The organism is Geomonas sp. Red276, from assembly GCF_054784495.1.
In genome coordinates, this window is record NZ_BLXW01000030.1 from 40,160 (window position 1) to 60,740 (window position 20,581).

Below are 20,581 nucleotides of genomic sequence, written 5' to 3' on the forward strand. Positions count from 1 at the left end.
AAGCGGCAGAAACCGCTGGATCTTTTTTCGGGGCTGCCGAAGAGATGAGAGGGGAGGCTGCCTCCCGCACATGTGCCGCTTTACACCGAGTGCGCGGCGGCGTAGGCTTAATGAGGACGGGAGTCGGTAAGGGCATGAGGGAGCAGGGATTCGACAGCGGCCGCGTGACGGTGGCCACCGACCAGAAAGAGGTCGCCTCGGCGCAGGAGGTCATCCAGGCCATGGTCAAGGCGGCCAAGGGGATCCGCATCTACCTGCCCAACAACCCGGTCCTGATCCGCTTCATGCACGACCTCAACGCCCGCATGACGAAGCACCTCTCGCAGTTCGGCGACTTCCGCCTGGAGATCGAGCCGTTCGTCATGCGCTACCGCTGCCAGGTGGTCTACGACAACGCCGACCCCAAGGAGAGCCTCGCCTTCCGCATCCATTCCGACGGCATCCGGCTCCTCTCCTTCGCCTCCGGGCTCGAGGAGCGGGAGCTGCAGACCTTCCTCTCCATCGTCGCCTTCGAGCAGACGACCCAGGCCGACGACGACATCGTCACCCAGCTCTGGGAGCGGAACCTCCCCCACATCGGCTATCTTCTCGAGGAGGACCTGGTCGAGATGGCGATCGAGGGGGGGGCTCTCCCCGAGGGACCGCAGCAGGGGGCCATCTCCCGCGCGCTCGCCTACCTGAGGCAGGAGCCGGTCCCTCCCCCCCGTCCCATCCCGAAGACCTTCCTCGCTCTCACCCGCGACGACGCCGCCTGGCTCCGCAAGGCGCGCCAGCTCGAGGTGACCCGCGAACCGCTCGAGGACGTCTTCACCATCCTGTTCGCCGTCCTGGGCGCCAACCGGGACCCCGAGATCTTCGGCGACTTCCTCTCCATCTCCGGAAAGCTCCTCGGCAACCTCTTCCTCGGCGCCGAGATCGGGCGCGCCCTGAAGATGATCCGCTTCCTGGATCACCTGGCCGGCGACCCCAAGCTTCCCCCCCCCCTGGCCGACCAGGTCCGGGCGGTCATCGACGGCGTCCTCTCCGACACCACGGTGGCGGCGCTCCAGGAGGCGATCGATGCGGCCGACAGCACGGTGGGGTATGACGAGGTGCGGGACCTCCTGATGATGCTGGGGGTGCCGTCTTTGGGGGGGATCTGCGATCTCCTGGGGCGGGTGGAAAAGCTCAAGATACGCAAGCTGATCGTCGAGGTGCTGGTCGAGCTGGGACGGGCGCGCCCGGAGGTCTTCGCCCCCTACCTAAGCGACCCGCGCTGGTACCTGGTGAGAAACCTGGTGCTGGTCCTCTCGCTGGTCGGGACCCCCAAGGCGCTGGCGATGATCGTGGGACTGATCTCCAGCAAGGAGCCCCGGATCCGCCGCGAGGTGCTGGGGTTCCTCGAGCGCTCCCCCGACCCCAAGGCGAAGCACTACCTCCTCAAGTACCTGAGGGACGACTCGACCGCGCTGAGGATCCGTGCCCTCCAGATCATGGCCCGGGAGCGGCTCACCTTCGCCCTCAAGCCCGCCATCGCGCTCACCCAGAGCGACGACTTCAAGCTCCGTCCCCTCGACGAGAAGAAGGCGGTCTACGGGCTGATCGGCGAGCTGGGGAACGACTCCCTCCTTCCGATCTTCCGCGAGATGCTCCTCAAGAAGCGCTGGTTCCAGAAGGCCGCCCAGCGGGAGAACGCCCTCCTGGCGGTGGCGGGGCTTCGCAAGATGAGGAGCCCGGGGGCGCTGGAGCTATTGGAGGAGGGGAAGCACAGCCGCGATCCCGAGGTGCGGGAGCTGATCGCCGAGGCGCTCTCCTCCCTGTCGGGAAGCGACGAGAGCGATCCCCTGGAAGGGGAGGAGGTTTAGATGGCCCCCGAGATCTTCCGTGACGGCATGCACGCCGAGATGGTCAAGCTCGGCAAGGCCCTGGTGGCCCAGCTGTTCGTGCTCTTGAAGACGTCGGCCCACTACAGCGAGGGGCACGCGGCGGTGCAGCTCCCGGTGGCCAAGGTGCTGGAGGTGATCAGGGAGATCCAGCAGCGGGAGGAGGCGACCCTGCGGATGAAGGGGAGCCATCTCTACCTGGGCGACCACCGGCTGCGCCCCGATGCCGCCGGCTACGAGGCCTCGCGTTTCCTCGCCCACGAGCTGAAGAGCCGGCAGGTCGGGCGGGTCACCTTCACCCCCGAGGTGACCGCCGCCGATCTCCGCAGCTTCGTCTACGCCTTGAAGGAGGCCGACGAGACGACCACCGACCCCTATGGCCGGATGCTCGAGCGGATGCAGGCGAGGAGGATCGTCCAGCTCGAAGTGGAGATGCTGGTGGAGGGGATCGAGGCGGCCGACGTCGACGCCGACAAGCTGAGCGACGACCGGCTGAAGGCGAGGCTTCTCTACAAGAAGGCCATCACCGCCATGGAGAGCGTGATGGCCAGTACCGCGGCGGGGCAGCCGATCCGCTTCCGCGAGTGCAAGCGGGTGGTCCAGCACCTGATCGACCATCTCTACAGCCACGAATCGTGCCTTTTGGGGCTGACCGCCAACCGCTGCCACACCTCCTACGGCGAGATGCACGCGGCCAACGTCTGCCTGCTGGCGCTCGCCATGGGGAAGCGGCTGGGGCTTTCCAAGTTCCACCTCTGCGAGCTGGGGATGGCCGCGCTCTTCCACGACCTCGGCAAGGCCCACCTCCCCCCCTCCCTCCTCGACAAGGAGAGCGAACTCACCCCCGAGGAGCAGGCGGCCTTCGAGACCCACCCCCTCAAGGGGGTGAGCTCGCTGGCCATGCTGAAGGGGCTCGACAAGATGACCTCCCGGATCATCTCCGGGGTCTTCGAGCATCACCTGCTGGCCGATTTCTCCGGCTACCCCCGGCTTCCCTACGGCAGGATCACCCTCTTCGGGAGGATCGTCAGCCTGGCGGACACCTACGACACCCTGACCTCTTCGCGGGTGCACGGCAGGACGGCGGTCTCGCCGGACAAGGCGATCCGTTACCTCTTGAGCCGGGCCGGCAAGGAGTTCGACGCGCCGCTTTTGAAGGTGCTGGTGAGCTGCGTCGGTCTGCACGGGTTGGGGTCGCTGGTGCTTTTGGACAGCGGCGAGCTGGCGGTGGTGGTGGAGACCAACCCCGACCCGGTGGAGGCGGCCGAGCCGCGGGTGCGGGTCATCGCCGACGCCGCCGGACGGGAGACGGACGGGGAAGTCTTCGTCCCGGGGCGGGCGCTCCCGCCCCGGGCCATCGTGGCCACCGTGGACCCGAGCCTGCTCGGGGTCGAGGTGAACCGCTACCTGCTCTGACCTACATGACGTAATCCACGGTTAGAAGCGGCGCCACCGAGGTGCTGGTCGAGTCGTCGATGGCGATTCTCCCGGGGATCACCGTCCCGAGATCCTCCATGACCCGGATCTGGAAGTTCGCCAGCGCGAGCCTCTGGGCGGTCAGCATGAGATCGGTCACGTCGATCAGCACGTGATGGTTTAAGTCGCTCGGGAAGATGTTGACCGTTCTGACGTCGAGCGGGATCAGCAGGGCGCGGTCGTAGTCGTCGGTGGACAAGGGCGGCCCGAAGTTGACGAGCTCGATGCGGAGCGGGATGGAAGAGGCCTTCGAGTTGTAGTCGCGGATGGTGAGGTCGAGGGTGGCCCCCGTCACCGACGCCCGCAGCGGGATGGTGTCCAGCGGGAAGTCGAGGAAGGCCCGGTACTCGGAATCGCTGACCGGGTCGATGCCGGCCGGCACCGTGTTCAGCCCGTCCCGGACCACGAGCCCCACCGAACGGTTGCCGGCGGTGTTCTCCACCACGTAGCCGTCCACGTTGTCGTTACTGAGGATATCCTGCGTGATGAGGGGATGGTCGTTCCCGCCTCCTCCGCACCCCGCCAGCGTTACCGCCACCAGCAGCAAAAGAATTGTCCAAAGCTTCCCTCTCATAACTCCCTCCTCTTGAGCCTTGCTCGTTCGATAATGTTAGATAGTACCAAATAGCCACCCAAAGCAAAGATCTCCCCTCTCCTTGCGGAAACGATCCTCCCCGGTACAATTCAGTGACTCCCTTGAAATGCTTGCCCTTTCCCGACGCCACCCGCCTCCCCGGCCGGCCGCCCCCGGCCTGAGGAAAGCTTACTTGCCGTATTTTGCACAATACAGGGGTAAGGCGTATACTTGACCTAAACGCCTAAACCAATGAGAACCCGGAACCCTCGGGCCCAATAAATGGCACAAAAACGCTAGTGCGGAGGGAATCATGACTGCGCAGAAGAACCAGACGCTCCGTCAACACCTGGCCGCCGTCAAGGCGGGAGAGCGGGTCTTCGAGAACGCCTTCCAAGGGATCATCAGGATGATCCTGGAACCCGGATTCGAGAAGGTCACCGTCAACGGGAAGACCACCTACGACTTCAACATCTTCCGGACCGGCCGCAAGCACACCATCGGCATGTACGACGAGATCAACAGCTTCGTCTCGTTCGTGAAGGATGCCGCGGAGGGGGGCTCCAGCAAGGAGATGGCCTTCGTCCTCGTGGGAGAGCCGGGTAACGGCAAGACCTTCTTCGTCGAGTTCCTCTGCGGCAAGTACCGTAATTTCCTTTCCCGCGACCGCAACCGCAAGTACAGTTTCCGCTTTTTGAACGTCGACCAGATCGGGAGCTACGGTAGGATCCGGGAGATCGATTCCCAGACCTACGAGGACCCGATGATCCTGGCCATGAACCTCTTCGACGACCAGGAGGAGAACCGCAAGTTCCTCGCCGAGCAGGGGTTCACCGAGGAGGAGGTCGACAACCTCTACCGCAACTACCGCCCGCTGGGCGCCTGCAGCGGCTATATCTGGAACGACATCAGGAACTTCCACGAGTTCGACCTCGAGAAGATGCTCGACTCGGTGCTGGTGGTCCCGGTCCCGATGAGCGAGAGCCTCGGCACCTTGACCGGCAAGTACCCGGCCAAGGACAAGATCACCTCGTCGGCGGTCGACCTCCTGGGCGAGGAGTCGATCCAGCGCCTGCTCCATCTCACCGACACCAACAACCCGTACCGCTTCGACTTAAGGCGCGGCGCGCTGGCCCGGGTGGCTGGGGGCGGCATCCACTTCTCGGACGAGATCTTCAAGAACAAGAAGGACCTGGTCCAGGTCTACCTCGGGGTGATCCAGAACCGGGCCATCGAGATCGACGGCTACAAGTGGCCGATCGACTCCATGATCATCGCCACCAGCAACAACTCCGAGTTCAACCGTTTCCTCTCCGAGAAGGAGGAGGCGCCGATCGTCGACCGCTGCCGCATCTGCTACGTCTCCCACAACACCAACTACCGGATGCAGGAGGGGCTGACCGCCTACGCGATCGGCAGCGAGTCCAAGACCACCCTCACCAAGGAGACCCTGCACCAGGACCCGAACCTGAACTACGCGGCCTCGGTCGGCGTGGTCTTGACCAGGCTCCCGAGAAGCGAGAAGCTCACCCCGATCGAGACCATGAAGCTCGCCGCGGGCGAGGTGGCCGGCGAGAAGAGCATCAAGGCGCTCGCCGAGGTGATCGACACCCTCGGCCAGGAGCCCGACATCACCAAGCGTTTCGGCCAGCGGGGATTGGGGCACCGGAGCCTCGGCCGCAGCATCCAGATCCTCAAGGAGAGCTCGGAGACCAACGAGGGGCGCTGCATGGTCGCCTACGACGTCTTCAAGGCCCTGGAACGGGTGGTGCTCGACTACGTGGTGGAGACCAACGAGCGGGCCAAGTACCTCGAGGACCTGAAGACGGCCAAGAAGCTCTACCGCGAGCGGATCATGACCGAGATGTTCAACGCCTACATGGACGAGCCGTTCGCCATTAAGAAGGACGTTCAGAACTATGTCAACATGATCATCGGCATCGACGCCGAAAATCTCGGACCCGACCGGATGTGGAAGTACAAGGACCCCCAGTCGGGCGAGCTGAAGGCCCTGAAGATCGACGAGCGTTACGTGAAAAGCGTCGAGGAGCGGATCGGTTTGAAGACCGAGGAGCAGCGCTCCTCCTTCAGGACCTCGATCAGGAAGATCTACGGCCAGAAGATCTCGGTGGACCCCAACTACGACTTCATGGACAACCTGGAGCTCGTCAAGGCGGTCACCGACGTCCGGCTGAAATCGGACATCGCCGGGGCCGGGAGCCTGATCGGCGCCCTGGCCAACCGGACCAACGAGGAGAACCAGAAGCTCTACGACCGGATGATCGTGACCATGCTGAGCAAGCTCGGCTACTGCCGCACCTGCTCCCAGAAGACCATCGAGTATTTCTGCACCCAAGAGGACGAGAGCTAGCGAGCGGTCGACGCCATGAGAGATCCCGAACGATACCTCGAAGAACTGAAAGCCAGGGGGCTCGACCCGGAGCGCTACGAGCGCTTCAGAGACGAGCTTGCCCGGCGCCGCGCCGAGCTCACCTCCTCCGACCGCGGCGGCCCCTTCCCCGACTTCGCCAAGAGCCTCTACGCCTGGCACGACATGGCGGCGTTGGAGGGGCGCGAGCCGGTGCAGAATCCCTTCGGCCTGGAGATGAAGTCGCTGGACGACCTCCTGGAGCGGGACCGCCAGCGCGAGAAGGACGGCTTCCCGAGGAAGATCCGGGTAGGCCGCCTCATCAAGCCGGGTAAGGTCGGCGGCAAGGGTAAGGTCGTGGTGGTCCCCTCCACCGAGGAGGAGAAGTTCGTCCACGACCCCTCCGTGCGCCCTCCCGGTGAGGGCGGCGCCACCGGCGGCAGCGGCAAGGGGGAGGAAGGGGAGGTCATCGGCGAGCAGAAGGTCCGCGAGACCGGCGAGGAGCCGGGGCAGGGGCCGGGGCAGGGGGAGGGCGAGGCCCACGAGGTAGGCGCCTCCGCCTACGAGCTCGGCAAGGTGCTCACCGAGCAGTTCCAGCTCCCGAACCTCAAGGAGAAAGGAAAGAAGCGCTCCTTCACCCGCTACATCTACGATCTTACCGACCGAAACCGCGGCTCCGGCCAGGTGCTCGACAAGAAGGCGACGCTGAGAAAGATCATGGAGACCAACATCTCGCTCGGGAACATCACCGACCCTTCCGATCTCGACCCGACCCGTTTCCTGATCTCCCCCCGCGACAAGGTGTACCGGATCTTCTCCGAGGAGAAGGACTACGAGCCGCAGGCCATGGTCTTCTTCCTCAGGGACTACTCCGGGTCGATGGCCGGCAAGGTGACCGAGCTGGTGGCGACCCAGCACGTGATGATCTACTCCTGGCTCCTTTACCAGTACGCGGGGCAGGTGGAGTCGCGCTTCATCCTCCACGACACCGAGGCCAAGGAGGTCCCCGACTTCCACACCTACTACAACTCCCGGGTGGCCGGCGGGACCGAGGTGGCGAGCGCCTACAAGCTCGTGAACGAGATCGTCGAGAAGGAGAACCTGGCGGCGGATTACAACATCTACGTCTTCCACGGCACCGACGGCGACGACTGGGACACCGGCGGGGACAAGTCGATCCCCGAGCTCATCAAGATCCTCTCCTACGTAAGCCGCATGGGGGTCACCATCGCCGAGCACTCCGGGACCCAGTGGACCGAGGTGGCGCGCTACCTGGAGAACTCCGGGCTCCTGCGCGACAAACCGCACCTCTTGCGGATGGACGTGATGGCCGAGGACGCCGAGGAAGCGAGGGTGATCGAAGGGATCAAGCGGCTGATCAGCTAGCAGCGATGGCCCCCGAAGACGGGGAAACGGCGGGAAAAGGAGACCGGGCCGCGCAGAAAAAATCGGAATTCGCGTGTGATCACGAGAGGTTGCAGAAAAAATTCGAACGTTCGAATTATTAGAAACGGGATGTGACCGCGTATGGAACTTATCAACCAACATACCAAGGAGATCATGGAAGGGTGCAAGGTCCGGGCGCGGGCGGCGGGGCTCTCCTTCACCGACGAGAGCCTGGAGTACATCGTCACCAACCGGGACCTGATCGAGCTCTCCCCCAAGGTGATGATCCCGACCCTCTACGACTACTGGGTCCACGACGTGGAGGTCTTGCGCGGGCGCGGCGAGTACGAGCTCTACCCGCATAACCCCTACGAGACCGTCATCAACACCCGGCCGCCGATCTCCTTCTACAACGACAACAACCCCGACTGGCTGAACGTGATGATCTTCTACCACGTGCTGGGCCACATCGACTTCTTCCAGAACAACCTCTACTTCCGCCATACCTGGGAGTACGACTTCACCGGGCAGGCTCTGTCGGACAAGCGGGTGATCGCCAAACTGCGAGCCGAGAAGGGACGCTGGGTGGATTACATCCTCGAGTTCGCCCGTTCCCTCGACAACCTGGTCGGCTACCACGCCGAGCTCTCACCCCTCTTCGCCTCCCCGGACCGCGCCTGCTCCAGCCGCCTCAACTACTACTTCGACGTCTTTCTCCAGGTGGAGAAGAAGGTCGCCGTCAGCGAGTACCTGAAGGAGATCACCCGTTACAACGAGAACATCGACGCCTTCGGCGACGACGGGGAGCGGGTCTTCTTCATCGAGGTGACCAGGAAGTATCCGGAGATGGAGGCCCACTACCAGAAACAGCTGACGGTGAAGCGGGTCGAGCGCTACGACCTCCTGAAGTTTTTGATCGAGAACTCCGAGTTCCTCGCCAAGGACGACAACGTCTGGATGCGCTCGGTGCTCGAGGTGGTCAGGAAGACCTCCATCTTCTTCCAGCCCCAGATCCGCACCAAGATCATGAACGAGGGGTGGGCGAGCTACTGGCACGAGAAGCTCTTCCTCGAGGACGACCGCATCAAGGGGCACGAGGTCGATTTCGCCCGCGTGCATGCCGGCGTCACCTCCATGCCGCGGGTTGGGATGAACCCCTACGCCCTCGGCATGAGGCTCATGTACCAATTGAAGGAGACCGCCGACAAGGGGAGAACCGGGTACGACTTCCATCGGCTGACCAATGCCGAGATGAGGAAGAAGTATGACAGCGAGGCGGGGAAGGGGGACGAGTTCCTCTTCCGGGTCCGCTCCAACTACTGCGATTACCTTTTCATAAAAGACTTCGTCGACCAGGATTTCACCGACCGCTTCGACCTCTTCGTGACCGGCAAACGGCTCGATCCCCAGCGGATGGTCTGGCAGTACTACGTGAAGAGCAGGGACGCCCGGCAGTACCGGGACATGGTGCTCGCCTCGCTCTACCACCCGCCGTTCATCGAGATCGCCCCCGAGCGGGGCGAGCACGGTTCCCTCTACCTCGTCCACCACTTCGAGGGGAAACAGCTGGTCCAGGACTACATCGCCAACACCATGGTGGGGATCGAGTACCTCTGGGGGGCCCCGGTCCAGCTGGAGACCAGCGAGGCGGTGGTGGAGGCCCCGCGCGGCAACCGCGACGGGGGCGAAGAGCCCGAGATAACCTGGCAGCGGGTGGTCTACACCATGAAGGACAAGGTACTGGAAAGGAAAGCGCTGTGACAGGCGGGAAAACTATGCCGGAACTCGATACCGTACTGAAACAACTGGGCCGTACCATCGTGGAACGGGAGAAGTCGATGACCTTCTCGTTCCAGGAGTACATGCAGCTCGTGTCGCAGCAGCCGGAGATGATGATGCGCAACATCTTCCAGCTGTTTCACGATATGATCAAAAACTATGTCTCGGAAGGGGTGGACGAGTACCCGGACGACCCCGAGTCGATCAACTTCGTCAACTACGACACGAGGCGGCTGTTCGTCGAGAACTCCGACCGTCCCTTCTTCGCCGACCGCCTGTTCGCCAACCGCTTCATGAGCCACGTGGCGGCCATGAAGACCGGGGCGCGGCAGAACAAGATCTACATCTTCGAGGGGCCGCCGGGCTCCGGGAAGAGCACCTTCCTGAACAACCTCCTGATGAAGTTCGAGGAGTACGCGAACACCGAGGCCGGCCGCTGCTACGAGGTGGTCTGGCATCTCGACCGTTACGTGCTCGGGCGCTTCAAGGAGCACCAGGTCGCCTCCTTCATGGAGAGGCTCTCCCATCTGCTCGACGAGTACGAGCTCGATCCCTCCGACCTCTCCGAGGCCAAGGCGGCGCTTTTGCGCGGCTCCGACGTGGTGGAGGTCCCCTGCCCCTCCCACGACCACCCGCTGTTGATGATCGACAAGTCGCAGCGGCGCGCCTTTTTCGACGACCTCCTCGAGAACGACGCGTTCAAATGGCGCCTGTTCACCGACAAGGAGTACGACTGGGTCTTCAGGGATTCCCCCTGCACCATCTGCACCTCGCTCTTCCAGGCGCTCTGTGCGAGGCTCGAGGACCCCGCCGACCTCTTCAAGATGATCCAGGTCCGCCCCTACCGGTTCAACCGGCGGCTGGGGGAGGGGATCACCGTCTACAACCCGGGCGACCGCTCGACCAAGGTGAACATCCACTCGAACGAGCTCTTGCAGCGGAAGATCGATCTCCTCCTTGGGGACTCCAACGAGGTGAAGTACATCTTCTCCAACTTCGCCAAGACCAACAACGGGATCTACGCGCTGATGGACGTGAAGTCCCACAACGCCGAGAGGCTTTTGGAGCTCCACAACATCATCTCCGAGGGGATCCACAAGGTCGAGGAGGTCGAGGAGAACGTCCGCTCGCTCTTCATCGCCCTCATGAATCCCGAGGACGAGCGGAGCATCGAAGGGGTCCAGTCCTTCACCGACCGCATCGAGTTCATCAACATCCCCTACGTCATGGACCTGAACACCGAGGTGGAGATCTACCGGAACATCTTCGGCAAGCACATCGACGAGAGCTTTTTGCCGCGGGTGTTGCACAACTTCGCCCGGGTCATCATCTCGACCAGGATGAACATCAAGTCCGATGCGCTCCTGGAATGGGTCGGGGACCCTGAGAAGTACCGCCTCTACTGCGACGAGCACCTGCAGATCCTCAAGATGGAGATCTACACCGGGCACATCCCCGACTGGCTCACGGAAGACGACCGCAAAAGGCTCAACGCCAAGCGGCGCAAAAAAATCATCGCCGAAAGTGAGCACGAGGGGGACCACGGCTTCTCCGGGAGGGAGTCGATCAAGATCTTCTCCGACTTCTACTCCGCCTACGCGAGAAAGGACAAGATGATCACCATGTCCCACCTCTCCACCTTCTTCACGCGCTGGCACAAGGAGCTGAAGGAGGCCATCCCGGAGGGGTTCATGGAGTCGCTCATCCACAACTACGACTACCTGGTGCTGCAGGAGGTGAAGGAGGCGCTGTACTACTACAACGAGGCCCAGATCGAGCGCGACATCCTGAACTACATGTTCGCGGTGAACTTCGAGCCGGGCGCGGTGCAGATCTGCACCTTCACCGGCGACAAGCTCGAGGTCACCGAGGAGCTCCTCTCCGGCATCGAGGGGAGGCTTCTGGGGGCGGCCAAGGCCGAGACCCAGTCCCGGCTCACCTTCCGCCAGGAGGTCCAGCACGAGTACACCGGCAAGACGCTGACCCAGGAGATCATGGTGGAAGGGAAGCCGCCGCAGGAGACCCAGCTCTTCCAGTCGCTGCACGACCGCTACGTCTACAACCTGAAGGAGAAGGTGCTGGAGCCGTTCCTGGAGAACTCCAACTTCCGGCGGGCGATCAAGGACTACGACACCGAGGCCTTCAAGACCTACGACAAGCGGATCCGGGACGACGTGACCTTCCTGATCAACAACCTGAGCTCGGAGAAGTTCAAGTACACCAAGCAGGCCGCCAAGGAGATCTGCGTCTACGTGATCGACAACGACCTCGCCCGCAAGTTCCACGTTTAGGCCACCCTGTTCGGTTTTCCCCCGCCAATCAGGGCACTATCCCCTCGCCCCTTCAGGGGAGAGGGGCAGGGGCCTTCCGGCCACCCTCATAAGAAGTCTCAGCCTGCCGCCCTGCCGCCCCATCCCTCTAATTTTTCTATCTCCATTCCCCGACTCATGCTAACCTACCGCGCCAAACGATCCGCCTTATTTCGTCTGCTCTTCCTCGTCGCCCGTTTATACTGCGAAGTTCTCCCCCAGTACCCCTCCCCTCAAGGGGTACTGGGGGAGGATGGAAGCCGAGGCCAGCTGACGATTGGCGACTCGTAGGGTGGGCACCCCGTGCCCACGCGGTTTTCCGAAAGACTACAAAACGACCAAGCCGGACCAAGGTACCCTCCGCTGCAAGGGGAGGGACAGGGTGAGGATGGGGCCAAACCGAGCTGACGTTTGGGGCCGGGAGAAGTTGACGGGGCACGGCAACGGGTGAGGATAGGGTAGGGCTAAAACGAGGAGGTAGAGGATGAGAGAGACCATCTGCGAAGAGATCCGCCGCTTTGTCCGCGACGATGCCGGCAACCGCTTTCCCGACGGCGCCCCCTATTTCGACGCACCCCTGGTCGGCTTCTCTGCCGCCGCCGATCCCCTCTTCGCCGAGTACAAGTCGGTCATCGGCGACTTCCACCTGACCCCGACTGAACTCGCCGACCGGCTGGAGGAGGGGGGAGGTTGGGAGCCGAAGACGGTGATCACCTGGGTGCTCCCGATCACCGCCGCCACCCGCGAGACCAACCGCCGCGAAGATCGCTTCCCCTCGCGCGCCTGGGCCCAGACCCGCAACTTCGGCGAGGCCTTCAACGGCGCCCTCCGCAGGCACCTGGTCGCCTTCCTTACCGCCCGTGGATGCCGCGCCTTCGCCCCCCAGTTTCATCCCGCCTGGAAAGAGTACGTCGACACCCCGGTCGGCGTCGCCTCCTCCTGGTCCGAGCGCCACGCCGCCTACGCCGCGGGCTTGGGCACCTTCAGCTTGAACGATGCCGTCATCACCCCCCGCGGCATCGCCCATCGACTGGGAAGCGTCATCACCGACCTCGAGCTCGAACCGACGCTCAGGACCTATCCCAACCACACCGATAACTGTCTCTACTACCGCAACGGCAGCTGCGGCGCCTGCATCGCCCGCTGTCCCGTCGGCGCCCTCAGCAAAGACGGCCACGACAAGACCGTCTGCCGCCAGTACGTCTACGGCGCCGCCCCCGACGCCGTCGCCCGAGCATACGGCGTCACCGCCACCGGCTGCGGCCTCTGCCAGACCAAAGTCCCCTGCGAAAGCCGCATCCCGTAGAGTCAATTCGCGCCTTCTCAATCTCTCCCTCCCCCTACCAGGGGAGGGCTGGGGTGAGGATGATGCACGGTTCTCGTGGAGTCAGAGGCGGCCGGGAATTACTCCTTCGCCACCTCGACTAGTAATTCGGGATGTCGGTCCAAGAGGCGGAGAAGTTTCATAGTGGATGTGCTGGGCTCTATCTCCCCCCGCTCATAACGGGAAAAGGCGTTGACCCCGCCGCCGAAAATCCTCGCCGCGTCTTTTTGTGTCAGCCCCAGTTTCTTACGTATCCTTCTAAGCTCCTTACTTTCGCGCTCCCGCGCACGGCGTACCAACTCGTCGCCCGCAGCAGCAAACCGGATATGATCAGCCTCGTCGAACCAGCCATCGTGGCAGGACGGGCAAACCCAACCGGAGAGGCCGGTGAGTGTGACGGACTCGCCGCTATGGGTGAGGGTCTCGGTACGGTTCTCTTCGCGTACCATCCCCTTAAACCCGCAGCTTGTACACTGTATCGATTCCCTCATAGCTGGCTTCAATCTCCCGTTTATTTCTCTTTAAATTGAATTACCGGGACCTTCCGATGCGGATTGGAAACCTTGATGTATGCTACCGTGCCGTGGGGCGTCAGAGCATGATAGACATCCTGCCATTCCGTGTGGTCGTGATAGGCCGTCATCGACTTGTATAAATTGCTCCCGCTCATGGAGCGCACCACCTCTACCATTTCGTCAACCGTTAGCCCCATCCGCCTGCCGTTTTCGATCGCTTTTCCGAGTGAAAGCCGTGGCGCGGCGGTTGGCGACGACCAACTTGACTTCGGCTAAATCGTACTGTGGCGTGCGCTTTTCTATCTGCCAATATTAACCATATTGGTTATCGTATCAATAGGTAGCCCTGGGGATATCTTTTAACTTTGAGCGTGTTGACCGGGCATCGATCGCCAGCGGCAACTTAAGGGTTGAGTTGTGGGCGACAAGGAATTACACTCCCGCTTCGTTAATCTCTCATCTCTCCCGTGAATACTTTCTGTCCAGCCTGTTTCCGCCTTTCATCTTGAATGGATTGGGAGCGGCTGCGTGAAGAGGTTGCCATGAACTGTCTCATCCGCATGTTTCGTTTTGCTCTTCCCTTCATCACTCTTCTTGCCCTGACCGCCTGTGCAGGTGTCACGCCTGCCCAGCGGCTGACCGCGGAAATGCCGCGGCAGGAGGCGTTCCGGACGGAGGTGAAGCAGGAGCTTTCCACCGTCAACGTCGGGGTGGAGATGTCCGCCGCCGAGTTGAGCGCTACCCTCAACCGAGTCGTACCCCACGACTTCTACCGGGGCAACACCTCCACCGACCTTCCCTTCGCCGTGACCCGCAGAGGTCCCATCTCGGTTGCCTTCGCCGACAACCGCTGCCAAGTCACCATCCCGGTCGGGATCTCGCTCGGCTATGGGATCATCCAGACGCCGGCCCTCCCCACCAGGCTGAACTTCGAGGTGGGGGCGCGCTTCACGCCGGATTGGAAGGTGGTGGCCGACGTCCGCTTCCTGGGGCTCGCCGACGCCTTGCCGGCGGAGCTCCGGGTGGGCCCCTTCTCGGTGCAGCCGAAGAGTCTGGTGAACGACATGACCCGTCCGCTGCAGGGAACGCTCTCCCAGTTGGCGACCACCAAGTTGAACGAAATGCTCGATCTGAGGGGGAAGGTGGCGAAGGTTTGGACGCAGGCCCAGCAGCCCCTGCTGCTCGATAGCCGCTACGGCGCCTGGCTGGTGATGGCTCCCCGGGAGGTGGTGCTCTATCCGCTCTCCCTGCAGAGGGACCGGATGAAGGTTGCGGTGGGGGTGACCTCGGTGGCCCGGGTGGTCGTTGGCCCCCGCCCGGCGGCGGGAAGGCCGGTTCCGCTTCCCCCGCTGAAGCTCGTTGGCGGGAACGACCGTTCCTTCAAGATCTCGCTGGCCACCGACCTTTTCTACCACGACCTCGCCAAGGCGGCGGCTCCGCTGCTGCTCAACAGGGAGCTCGGGCAAGACGGCAAGAGCGTCATCCTGAAAGCGATCGATATCAGCGGGAACGGGGATCACCTTCAGCTCAAGGTGGAGATGGCGGGGACGGTGGAGGGGACTTTCTACCTGACGGGGAAGCCGGTCTTCAGGCCGGAGACCAACCGGTTTTCGATGGAGGACGTCGACTTCGACCTGCAGACCCAGAGCCTCCTGGTGCGGTCCGCCGACTGGCTCTTGCACGGCACCTTCAGGCGCACCATCGAGGAAAAGCTGGCCATGGACCTGACCCCGCGCCTGGAGCAGGCCCGCGAGCTGGCGGGAAAATCGCTGGACAGGGTAAAGCTGGCCGACAACGTCTACCTCTCCGGGAAGCTGAACTCGCTGAAGCTGAACGATCTATTGGTCCAGCAGGACCGTCTCTCCCTCCAGTTGAGTCTGGAAGGCGAAACCGGCATCATCTTCCACTGATCTTCTGCCCTAGCTCCGCTCATCGGGCGAGGGGAGATTGAATAGGGGAGAGGGTATAAGGAGGCCGGGTGAGGGAGGTTTGTACTACCTCCCGTTCCCGCACTCCCTCTCCAGCTCCCCGAGTATCCCGATCAGCTCCCTTGACTGCTGCACCATCTCCTCGCAGTACCCCTCCGCCTTGCTGCGGTCCCCCGCGTCGAAGGCCTGGATCGTCAGCTTGCCCAGCTCGTGGACCCGGGCGTGCGGCCCCTCGATCCTCTGGAAATAACCGGAATGGCTGCAGCGCTCCCGCCCGGTCTCCTGGGTCCACTTGCCGAAGGCGCAGGTGAGATGGGTGGGGAGTGCGTGGGCGTCGACCCTTTTCGCGCCGTCCAGGTGTGCCTTGATGTTCCCGACGAAGACGAGGTGCGCGGCCTTTCCCTTGTTGATGGAGAGAGACGCATCCTCCTCCACCTTGAACTTGGCCAGCATCGCCATCAGCTCCTTGGCCCGCTCCATCAGTTTATGAGAGGTCGCCATGCTCCCCTGCGACCCTTCCGAGGCCGCCTGGGCGGTAGTCGTCACCTGCTGGATGTTGCCGGCGATCTCGTTGGTGGTCGCCGTCTGCTCCTCGGCGGCGGTGGCGATCTGGCTTACCTGCATGGTCACCGCCTCGATCTGCCCCATGATGAGATCCAAAGCGGCACCCGAGCGCTCGGCGTCCTCGGATCCCTTGTGCACCTCACGCACGCCGGCATCCATCGATTCGACGGCTGCCGAGGTCTCCGCCTGGATGGAGCGGATCATGGCCCCGATCTCGCTGGTCGCCTTGGTGGTCCGTACCGCCAGCGCCCTGACCTCGTCGGCCACCACCGCGAAGCCGCGTCCCTGCTCGCCGGCCCGCGCCGCCTCTATCGCAGCATTGAGGGCCAAGAGATTGGTCTGGTCGGCGATCTCCTCGATGGTTCCCACGATCTCGCCGATCTCCTTGGATCTCTCCCCCAGCCGCCCCACCGATTCCGCCACGGTCCGCACCCGTTCCGCGATGCGGTTCATCCCCTGCACCGTTTCCCTAACGACTCCCGCCCCGCTGGCGGCGATCTCGCTCGCCTGGGTGCCGGCTTCCGCGGCCTGGGCGCAGCTGTGGGCGATCTCGCTCGAGGTGCAGGACATCTCCTCGCTGGCGGTGGCGATCGACGCCGCCCTGACCGCCAGCTGCTCGGCGCTGGCGGAGATGGCCGCCGACTCGGCGTGTACCTGGTCGGAGCCGATCACCACCTGGATGCCGTCCCTGGTTACCGTCTGCACCATGTCGTGCACCACCTTCATGAAGACGTTGAACCAGTGGGCGAGCTGGCCGAGCTCGTCCTTGGAATGCTCCTCCAGTCGCTGGGTCAGGTCCCCCTCCCCCTGGGCGATGCCGCGCAGCATCTCGATGAGGCTCTTCAGCGGCTTGGTGATGCTCCTTGAGGCCATGAACGCGGAGAAGGAGCCGAGGAGGACGGCAAACACCAGGGAGATGAGCAATCCGGTCCTGGCCGTATGGTAAAGGGTCACCGCTTCGGTGTACCGGTAATCCACCCGTTGTTTCTGGAACTGCTGCATGGCGGCGAAGCTCGCCAGCATCTCCTGGTCCGGCTTGGGTGTCTCGTTAAGCAGGATGCGGCGCGCCTCCGGCAATCTCCCCTGCATGGCGAGATCGAGCACCCGGTTGTTGACCTCGGACGCCTCCTTGGTCGAACTCTTCATCCGTTCGATGATCGACTTCCCCTCCGGCAGGCTCTCCATCTCATCGAGTTTGGTGATGCATTCGCGGTAGGCGGCCCGGTAGCCGTCGAGCTTGGCGCGTTCGGCCTGGCGAGCGGCCGGGTCCTCGATGATGGTGATCCTGTTCACGGTGCCGGTGACGTTTTGAATCGCTTCGTAGGCCTCCAAGGCGGTGTTCAGCTTGACGAAGTTACTCTTCACCACGTGTTCCACCTGCTCCTGGACCTGTGACATCCGGTACAGCCCCAGAAGCGCGATGGTCATGAGGAGAAACACCATGAACCCGAAGCCCATGGCGAGTTTGGTACCGATCCTGAAATCTTTCATGCTACCTCCACGTCAGTTGTTGCCGCCTAACTGATCGACGGAATTCCAATGAACTTAAGGACAAAAAGTTCAGCGGCTGCGGAGGAACGGGGGGCGAAATGGTGGATCTTCGGACAAAAGGAGGGCGGGAAACCGCTGGAGGAGGTGGCGGATTCGGACTTGCCGGGGTGATGATTACTTGGGAGGGGTCATGGTCTGCAAGGCCTCCCGGATCAGCTCGGAGACCTTCTTGTTTTCGTCAGCGGAGAGTTTCTCGAGCATCTGCCGCTCTTCGTCACTCACACGGACCGATACTACGTTGTAACGGGGATGTTTTTTGCTTTTGGCCATTCGTAAGCTCTCTGCTGGTACTCTGACTGCCGTTGTCAAAATCCGCCCGGTACACCTCACGGGAGGCCACAGGTGAACAGGAACTCTTTGTTTTAAAAAAATGTATACTTTAAAATCGATTATAGATCAAGCTAATTGGAGGTTCCCGCCCTAAAATACCGGTCCCGGAACTATTCAAATAGATCAATGTGTTGCGAGGGAGGGGGCTCCCGGGAGGGACCCTGCCTCCCTCGCAACATCACCACGGTGGTGCACTTTGTTTTATATCCCGACCGCTCATCCGCCACCCTTGTCCCGCGTGTCAGGCTCCCCTGGCCAGCTTCGCGAGGAGGATGCCCCGGGAACGGGAGGAGGCGGCAGCGTCAGTTCGGGCGGTAGACCTTCAAAAGCGCCTCGGCCATTTCGGCCGGGGTGGCGGCCACGCTGATGCCGCACTCCTTTAACACCGCCACCTTCTCGGTGGCGGTCCCCTTCCCTCCGGAGATGATGGCCCCCGCGTGTCCCATCCGCTTTCCCGGGGGGGCGGTGACCCCGGCTATGTAGGCGGCCACCGGCTTCTTCATATGCTCCTTCACGAAACGGGCCGCCTCCTCCTCGGCGCTGCCGCCGATCTCCCCGATCATGATGACCGCCTCGGTGTCCGGGTCCTCCTCGAATAGCCTCAGGCAGTCGATGTGGCTGGTGCCGTTCACCGGGTCGCCGCCGATGCCGACGCAGGTGGACTGGCCGAGCCCCACGTTGGTGAGCTGCCAGACCGCCTCGTAGGTGAGGGTGCCGGAACGGGAGACCACCCCGACCTTCCCGGGGCGATGAATGTACCCGGGCATGATGCCGATCTTGCACTGCCCGGGGGTGATCACCCCGGGGCAGTTCGGCCCGACGAGCCGCGTCCGTTTACCTTTCATGAACTGCTTGACCTTCACCATGTCGAGCACCGGGATTCCTTCGGTGATGCAGCAGACCAGTTCCACCCCGGCGTCCACCGCCTCCATGATGGAATCGGCCGCGAAGGGCGGGGGGACGTAGATCACCGACGCGTTGGCGCCGGTGGATGCCACCGCTTCCGCGACGGTGTCGAATACGGGGAAGCCATCGATGGTGGTTCCCCCTTTCCCCGGGGTGACCCCTCCCGCCATCTGGGTACCGTACTCGCGGGCCCCCTGGGCGTGGAAGAGGCCGGTAGCGCCGGTGATCCCCTGGGTGATGACTCTGGTGTTCTTGTCGATCAGGATGCTCATGGTCCCCCTCCTAAGCGGCCGCGGCTACGGCCTGGACGATTTTCTTGGCGCCGTCGGCCATGCCGTCGGCGGCGACGATGTTGAGGCCGCTCTCCTTCAGGAGGCGTTTCCCCTGTTCCACGTTGGTCCCCTCCAGCCGGACCACCAGCGGTACCTTGATCTCCACCTGTTTGGCCGCCTCGATGACCCCGGTGGCGATGACGTCGCACTTCATGATCCCGCCGAAGATGTTGACCAGTATCCCTTTCACGTTCCGGTCGGAAAGGATGATCTTGAAGGCCTCGGTGACCCGCTCGATGGTCGCTCCGCCCCCGACGTCGAGGAAGTTGGCCGGATCGCCGCCGTAGTGCTTGATGATGTCCATGGTGGCCATGGCGAGACCCGCCCCGTTGACCAGGCAGCCGATGTTGCCGTTCAAGGAGATGTAGGAGAGGTCGTGCTGGGAGGCCTCCACCTCGTTGGCGTCCTCCTCGTCGAAGTCGCGCATGTCGCCGATCTTGGGATGGCGGAAGATGGCGTTGTCGTCGAAGCCGAACTTGGCATCCAGGGCCAGGAGCTCCCCCTCCGCGGTCACGACCAGCGGATTGATCTCCAAAAGGGAACAGTCGCAGGCGATGAAGGTGGTGTAGAGCCCCTGGAGGACCTTGACCGCCTTGGTGGTGAGCTTGCCGCCCAGCCCGAGGCTGAAGGCGATCTTGCGGCACTGGAAGGGGGTGAGCCCGACCAGGGGATCGATCGCCTCCACGCAGATCTTCTCCGGCGTGTTGGCGGCCACCTCCTCGATGTCCATCCCCCCTTCGGTGGAGGCCATCACGGTGACGCGGGAGGTAGCGCGATCGACCAGCAGGCTCACGTACAGCTCGTTGGCGATGTTGCAGCCGTTCTCCACCAGTACGCGGGTGACCACCTTTCCTTCCGGCCCGGTCTGGTGGGTGCGCAGGATCATCCCCAGCATGTCGCGGGCGATGCCGCGCACCTCGTCCGGGGTGCGCGCAAGCTTCACGCCGCCCCCTTTGCCGCGCCCGCCGGCGTGGATCTGGGCCTTGACCACCCATGGCCCGTCACCGAGCCGCTTGGCCCACTCACGGGCGCTGGCGCCGTTGTAGCAGACGTGCCCGTCCGGGACCGGCACCCCGAATTTCCTCAGAATCGCCTTAGCCTGGTACTCGTGAATATTCATTTCCCCTCCTGGTGATCATCAAATCGTCGAGAATAATGAGAGAACGCTTGTTTGAAAGTGACGTATACAGGAAAAGTCGCGTAGTATCAAGCGATTTTAGTGGCATGGAGGAGTTTTGGCGATATTTTCTTTCCTGATTAGCGCCAATCTTCCGCTAGGCGTAACCACCGCTCTGGTCGGCTGCCAGTCCGGGCAGCGGCAGCAGCGAGGCGGGGAAGCATAGCAGCAAGATCGAAACGACGGTTAAAGCGGTACTG

Annotated in this window: 15 protein-coding genes and 1 pseudogene; 8 read left to right on the forward strand and 8 right to left on the reverse strand. The window is 62.8% G+C overall.

The features are described from left to right. Nucleotides 1-134: 134 nt before the first annotated feature. The gene (locus ACYVL5_RS17830) at nucleotides 135-1,844 is read left to right on the forward strand and encodes a HEAT repeat domain-containing protein (RefSeq protein WP_460596924.1); all 1,710 of its coding nucleotides are present in this window, start codon (nucleotides 135-137) and stop codon (nucleotides 1,842-1,844) included. Continuing rightward, nucleotides 1,845-3,278, forward strand: coding sequence for an HD-GYP domain-containing protein (locus ACYVL5_RS17835; RefSeq protein ID WP_460596925.1), 1,434 nt, complete (start codon nucleotides 1,845-1,847; stop codon nucleotides 3,276-3,278). It begins immediately after the preceding gene. Nucleotide 3,279: 1 nt separating this feature from the next. Here ACYVL5_RS17835 and ACYVL5_RS17840 read toward each other — a convergent pair whose 3' ends face one another. Continuing rightward, nucleotides 3,280-3,912 (reverse strand): hypothetical protein, encoded by a 633-nt coding sequence (locus ACYVL5_RS17840; protein WP_460596926.1) that lies wholly within the window; start codon nucleotides 3,910-3,912, stop codon nucleotides 3,280-3,282. Nucleotides 3,913-4,225: 313 nt separating this feature from the next. Here ACYVL5_RS17840 and ACYVL5_RS17845 point away from each other — a divergent pair, with 313 nt between their 5' ends. The 5 genes from ACYVL5_RS17845 (at nucleotide 4,226) to ACYVL5_RS17865 (ending at nucleotide 13,060) form a co-directional block, all read left to right on the forward strand. Continuing rightward, complete coding sequence (locus ACYVL5_RS17845) at nucleotides 4,226-6,283, forward strand: serine protein kinase PrkA (protein ID WP_460596927.1); 2,058 nt, start codon at nucleotides 4,226-4,228, stop codon at nucleotides 6,281-6,283. Nucleotides 6,284-6,298: 15 nt separating this feature from the next. Continuing rightward, nucleotides 6,299-7,666, forward strand: a complete 1,368-nt coding sequence (locus tag ACYVL5_RS17850) for a vWA domain-containing protein (RefSeq protein WP_460596928.1) — start codon at nucleotides 6,299-6,301, stop codon at nucleotides 7,664-7,666. Nucleotides 7,667-7,807: 141 nt separating this feature from the next. After that, on the forward strand, nucleotides 7,808-9,427 hold the full coding sequence (locus ACYVL5_RS17855; RefSeq protein ID WP_460596929.1) for a SpoVR family protein: 1,620 nt from the start codon (nucleotides 7,808-7,810) through the stop codon (nucleotides 9,425-9,427). Between the two features lie 14 nt (nucleotides 9,428-9,441). Next, on the forward strand, nucleotides 9,442-11,736 hold the full coding sequence (locus ACYVL5_RS17860) for a serine protein kinase PrkA (RefSeq protein WP_460596930.1): 2,295 nt from the start codon (nucleotides 9,442-9,444) through the stop codon (nucleotides 11,734-11,736). 502 nt (nucleotides 11,737-12,238) lie between these two features. Beyond that, nucleotides 12,239-13,060 carry a 4Fe-4S binding protein gene (locus ACYVL5_RS17865; protein WP_460596931.1) on the forward strand — a complete coding sequence of 274 codons (822 nt, stop codon included), beginning with the start codon at nucleotides 12,239-12,241 and terminating at the stop codon, nucleotides 13,058-13,060. 98 nt (nucleotides 13,061-13,158) lie between these two features. On the opposite strand, the gene ACYVL5_RS17870 is transcribed toward ACYVL5_RS17865, so the two are convergent. Beyond that, complete coding sequence (locus ACYVL5_RS17870; RefSeq protein ID WP_460596932.1) at nucleotides 13,159-13,569, reverse strand: type II toxin-antitoxin system MqsA family antitoxin; 411 nt, start codon at nucleotides 13,567-13,569, stop codon at nucleotides 13,159-13,161. Nucleotides 13,570-13,589: 20 nt separating this feature from the next. Beyond that, a complete protein-coding gene (locus tag ACYVL5_RS17875; RefSeq protein ID WP_460596939.1) occupies nucleotides 13,590-13,808 on the reverse strand; it encodes a type II toxin-antitoxin system MqsR family toxin in 219 nt (72 codons plus the stop codon). A 327-nt stretch (nucleotides 13,809-14,135) separates the two neighbouring features. On the opposite strand from ACYVL5_RS17875, the gene ACYVL5_RS17880 reads away from it, so the two are divergent. Continuing rightward, nucleotides 14,136-15,503: a DUF4403 family protein gene (locus ACYVL5_RS17880; RefSeq protein WP_460596933.1), complete on the forward strand. Its 1,368-nt coding sequence runs from the start codon at nucleotides 14,136-14,138 to the stop codon at nucleotides 15,501-15,503. Nucleotides 15,504-15,587: 84 nt separating this feature from the next. On the opposite strand, the gene ACYVL5_RS17885 is transcribed toward ACYVL5_RS17880, so the two are convergent. The 5 genes and pseudogenes from ACYVL5_RS17885 to ACYVL5_RS17905 form a co-directional block, all read right to left on the reverse strand. Next, on the reverse strand, nucleotides 15,588-17,576 hold the full coding sequence (locus ACYVL5_RS17885; protein ID WP_460596934.1) for a methyl-accepting chemotaxis protein: 1,989 nt from the start codon (nucleotides 17,574-17,576) through the stop codon (nucleotides 15,588-15,590). Nucleotides 17,577-17,750: 174 nt separating this feature from the next. Beyond that, nucleotides 17,751-17,906 (reverse strand): ribbon-helix-helix domain-containing protein, encoded by a 156-nt coding sequence (locus ACYVL5_RS17890; RefSeq protein ID WP_460596935.1) that lies wholly within the window; start codon nucleotides 17,904-17,906, stop codon nucleotides 17,751-17,753. A gap of 362 nt (nucleotides 17,907-18,268) precedes the next feature. Beyond that, nucleotides 18,269-19,144 carry a succinate--CoA ligase subunit alpha gene (gene sucD / locus ACYVL5_RS17895; RefSeq protein ID WP_460596936.1) on the reverse strand — a complete coding sequence of 292 codons (876 nt, stop codon included), beginning with the start codon at nucleotides 19,142-19,144 and terminating at the stop codon, nucleotides 18,269-18,271. A 10-nt stretch (nucleotides 19,145-19,154) separates the two neighbouring features. Further along, nucleotides 19,155-20,324 (reverse strand): succinate--CoA ligase subunit beta, encoded by a 1,170-nt coding sequence (gene sucC / locus ACYVL5_RS17900; RefSeq protein WP_460596937.1) that lies wholly within the window; start codon nucleotides 20,322-20,324, stop codon nucleotides 19,155-19,157. A 137-nt stretch (nucleotides 20,325-20,461) separates the two neighbouring features. Continuing rightward, nucleotides 20,462-20,581, reverse strand: a pseudogene (locus ACYVL5_RS17905) (IS1595 family transposase); the annotation flags it as partial.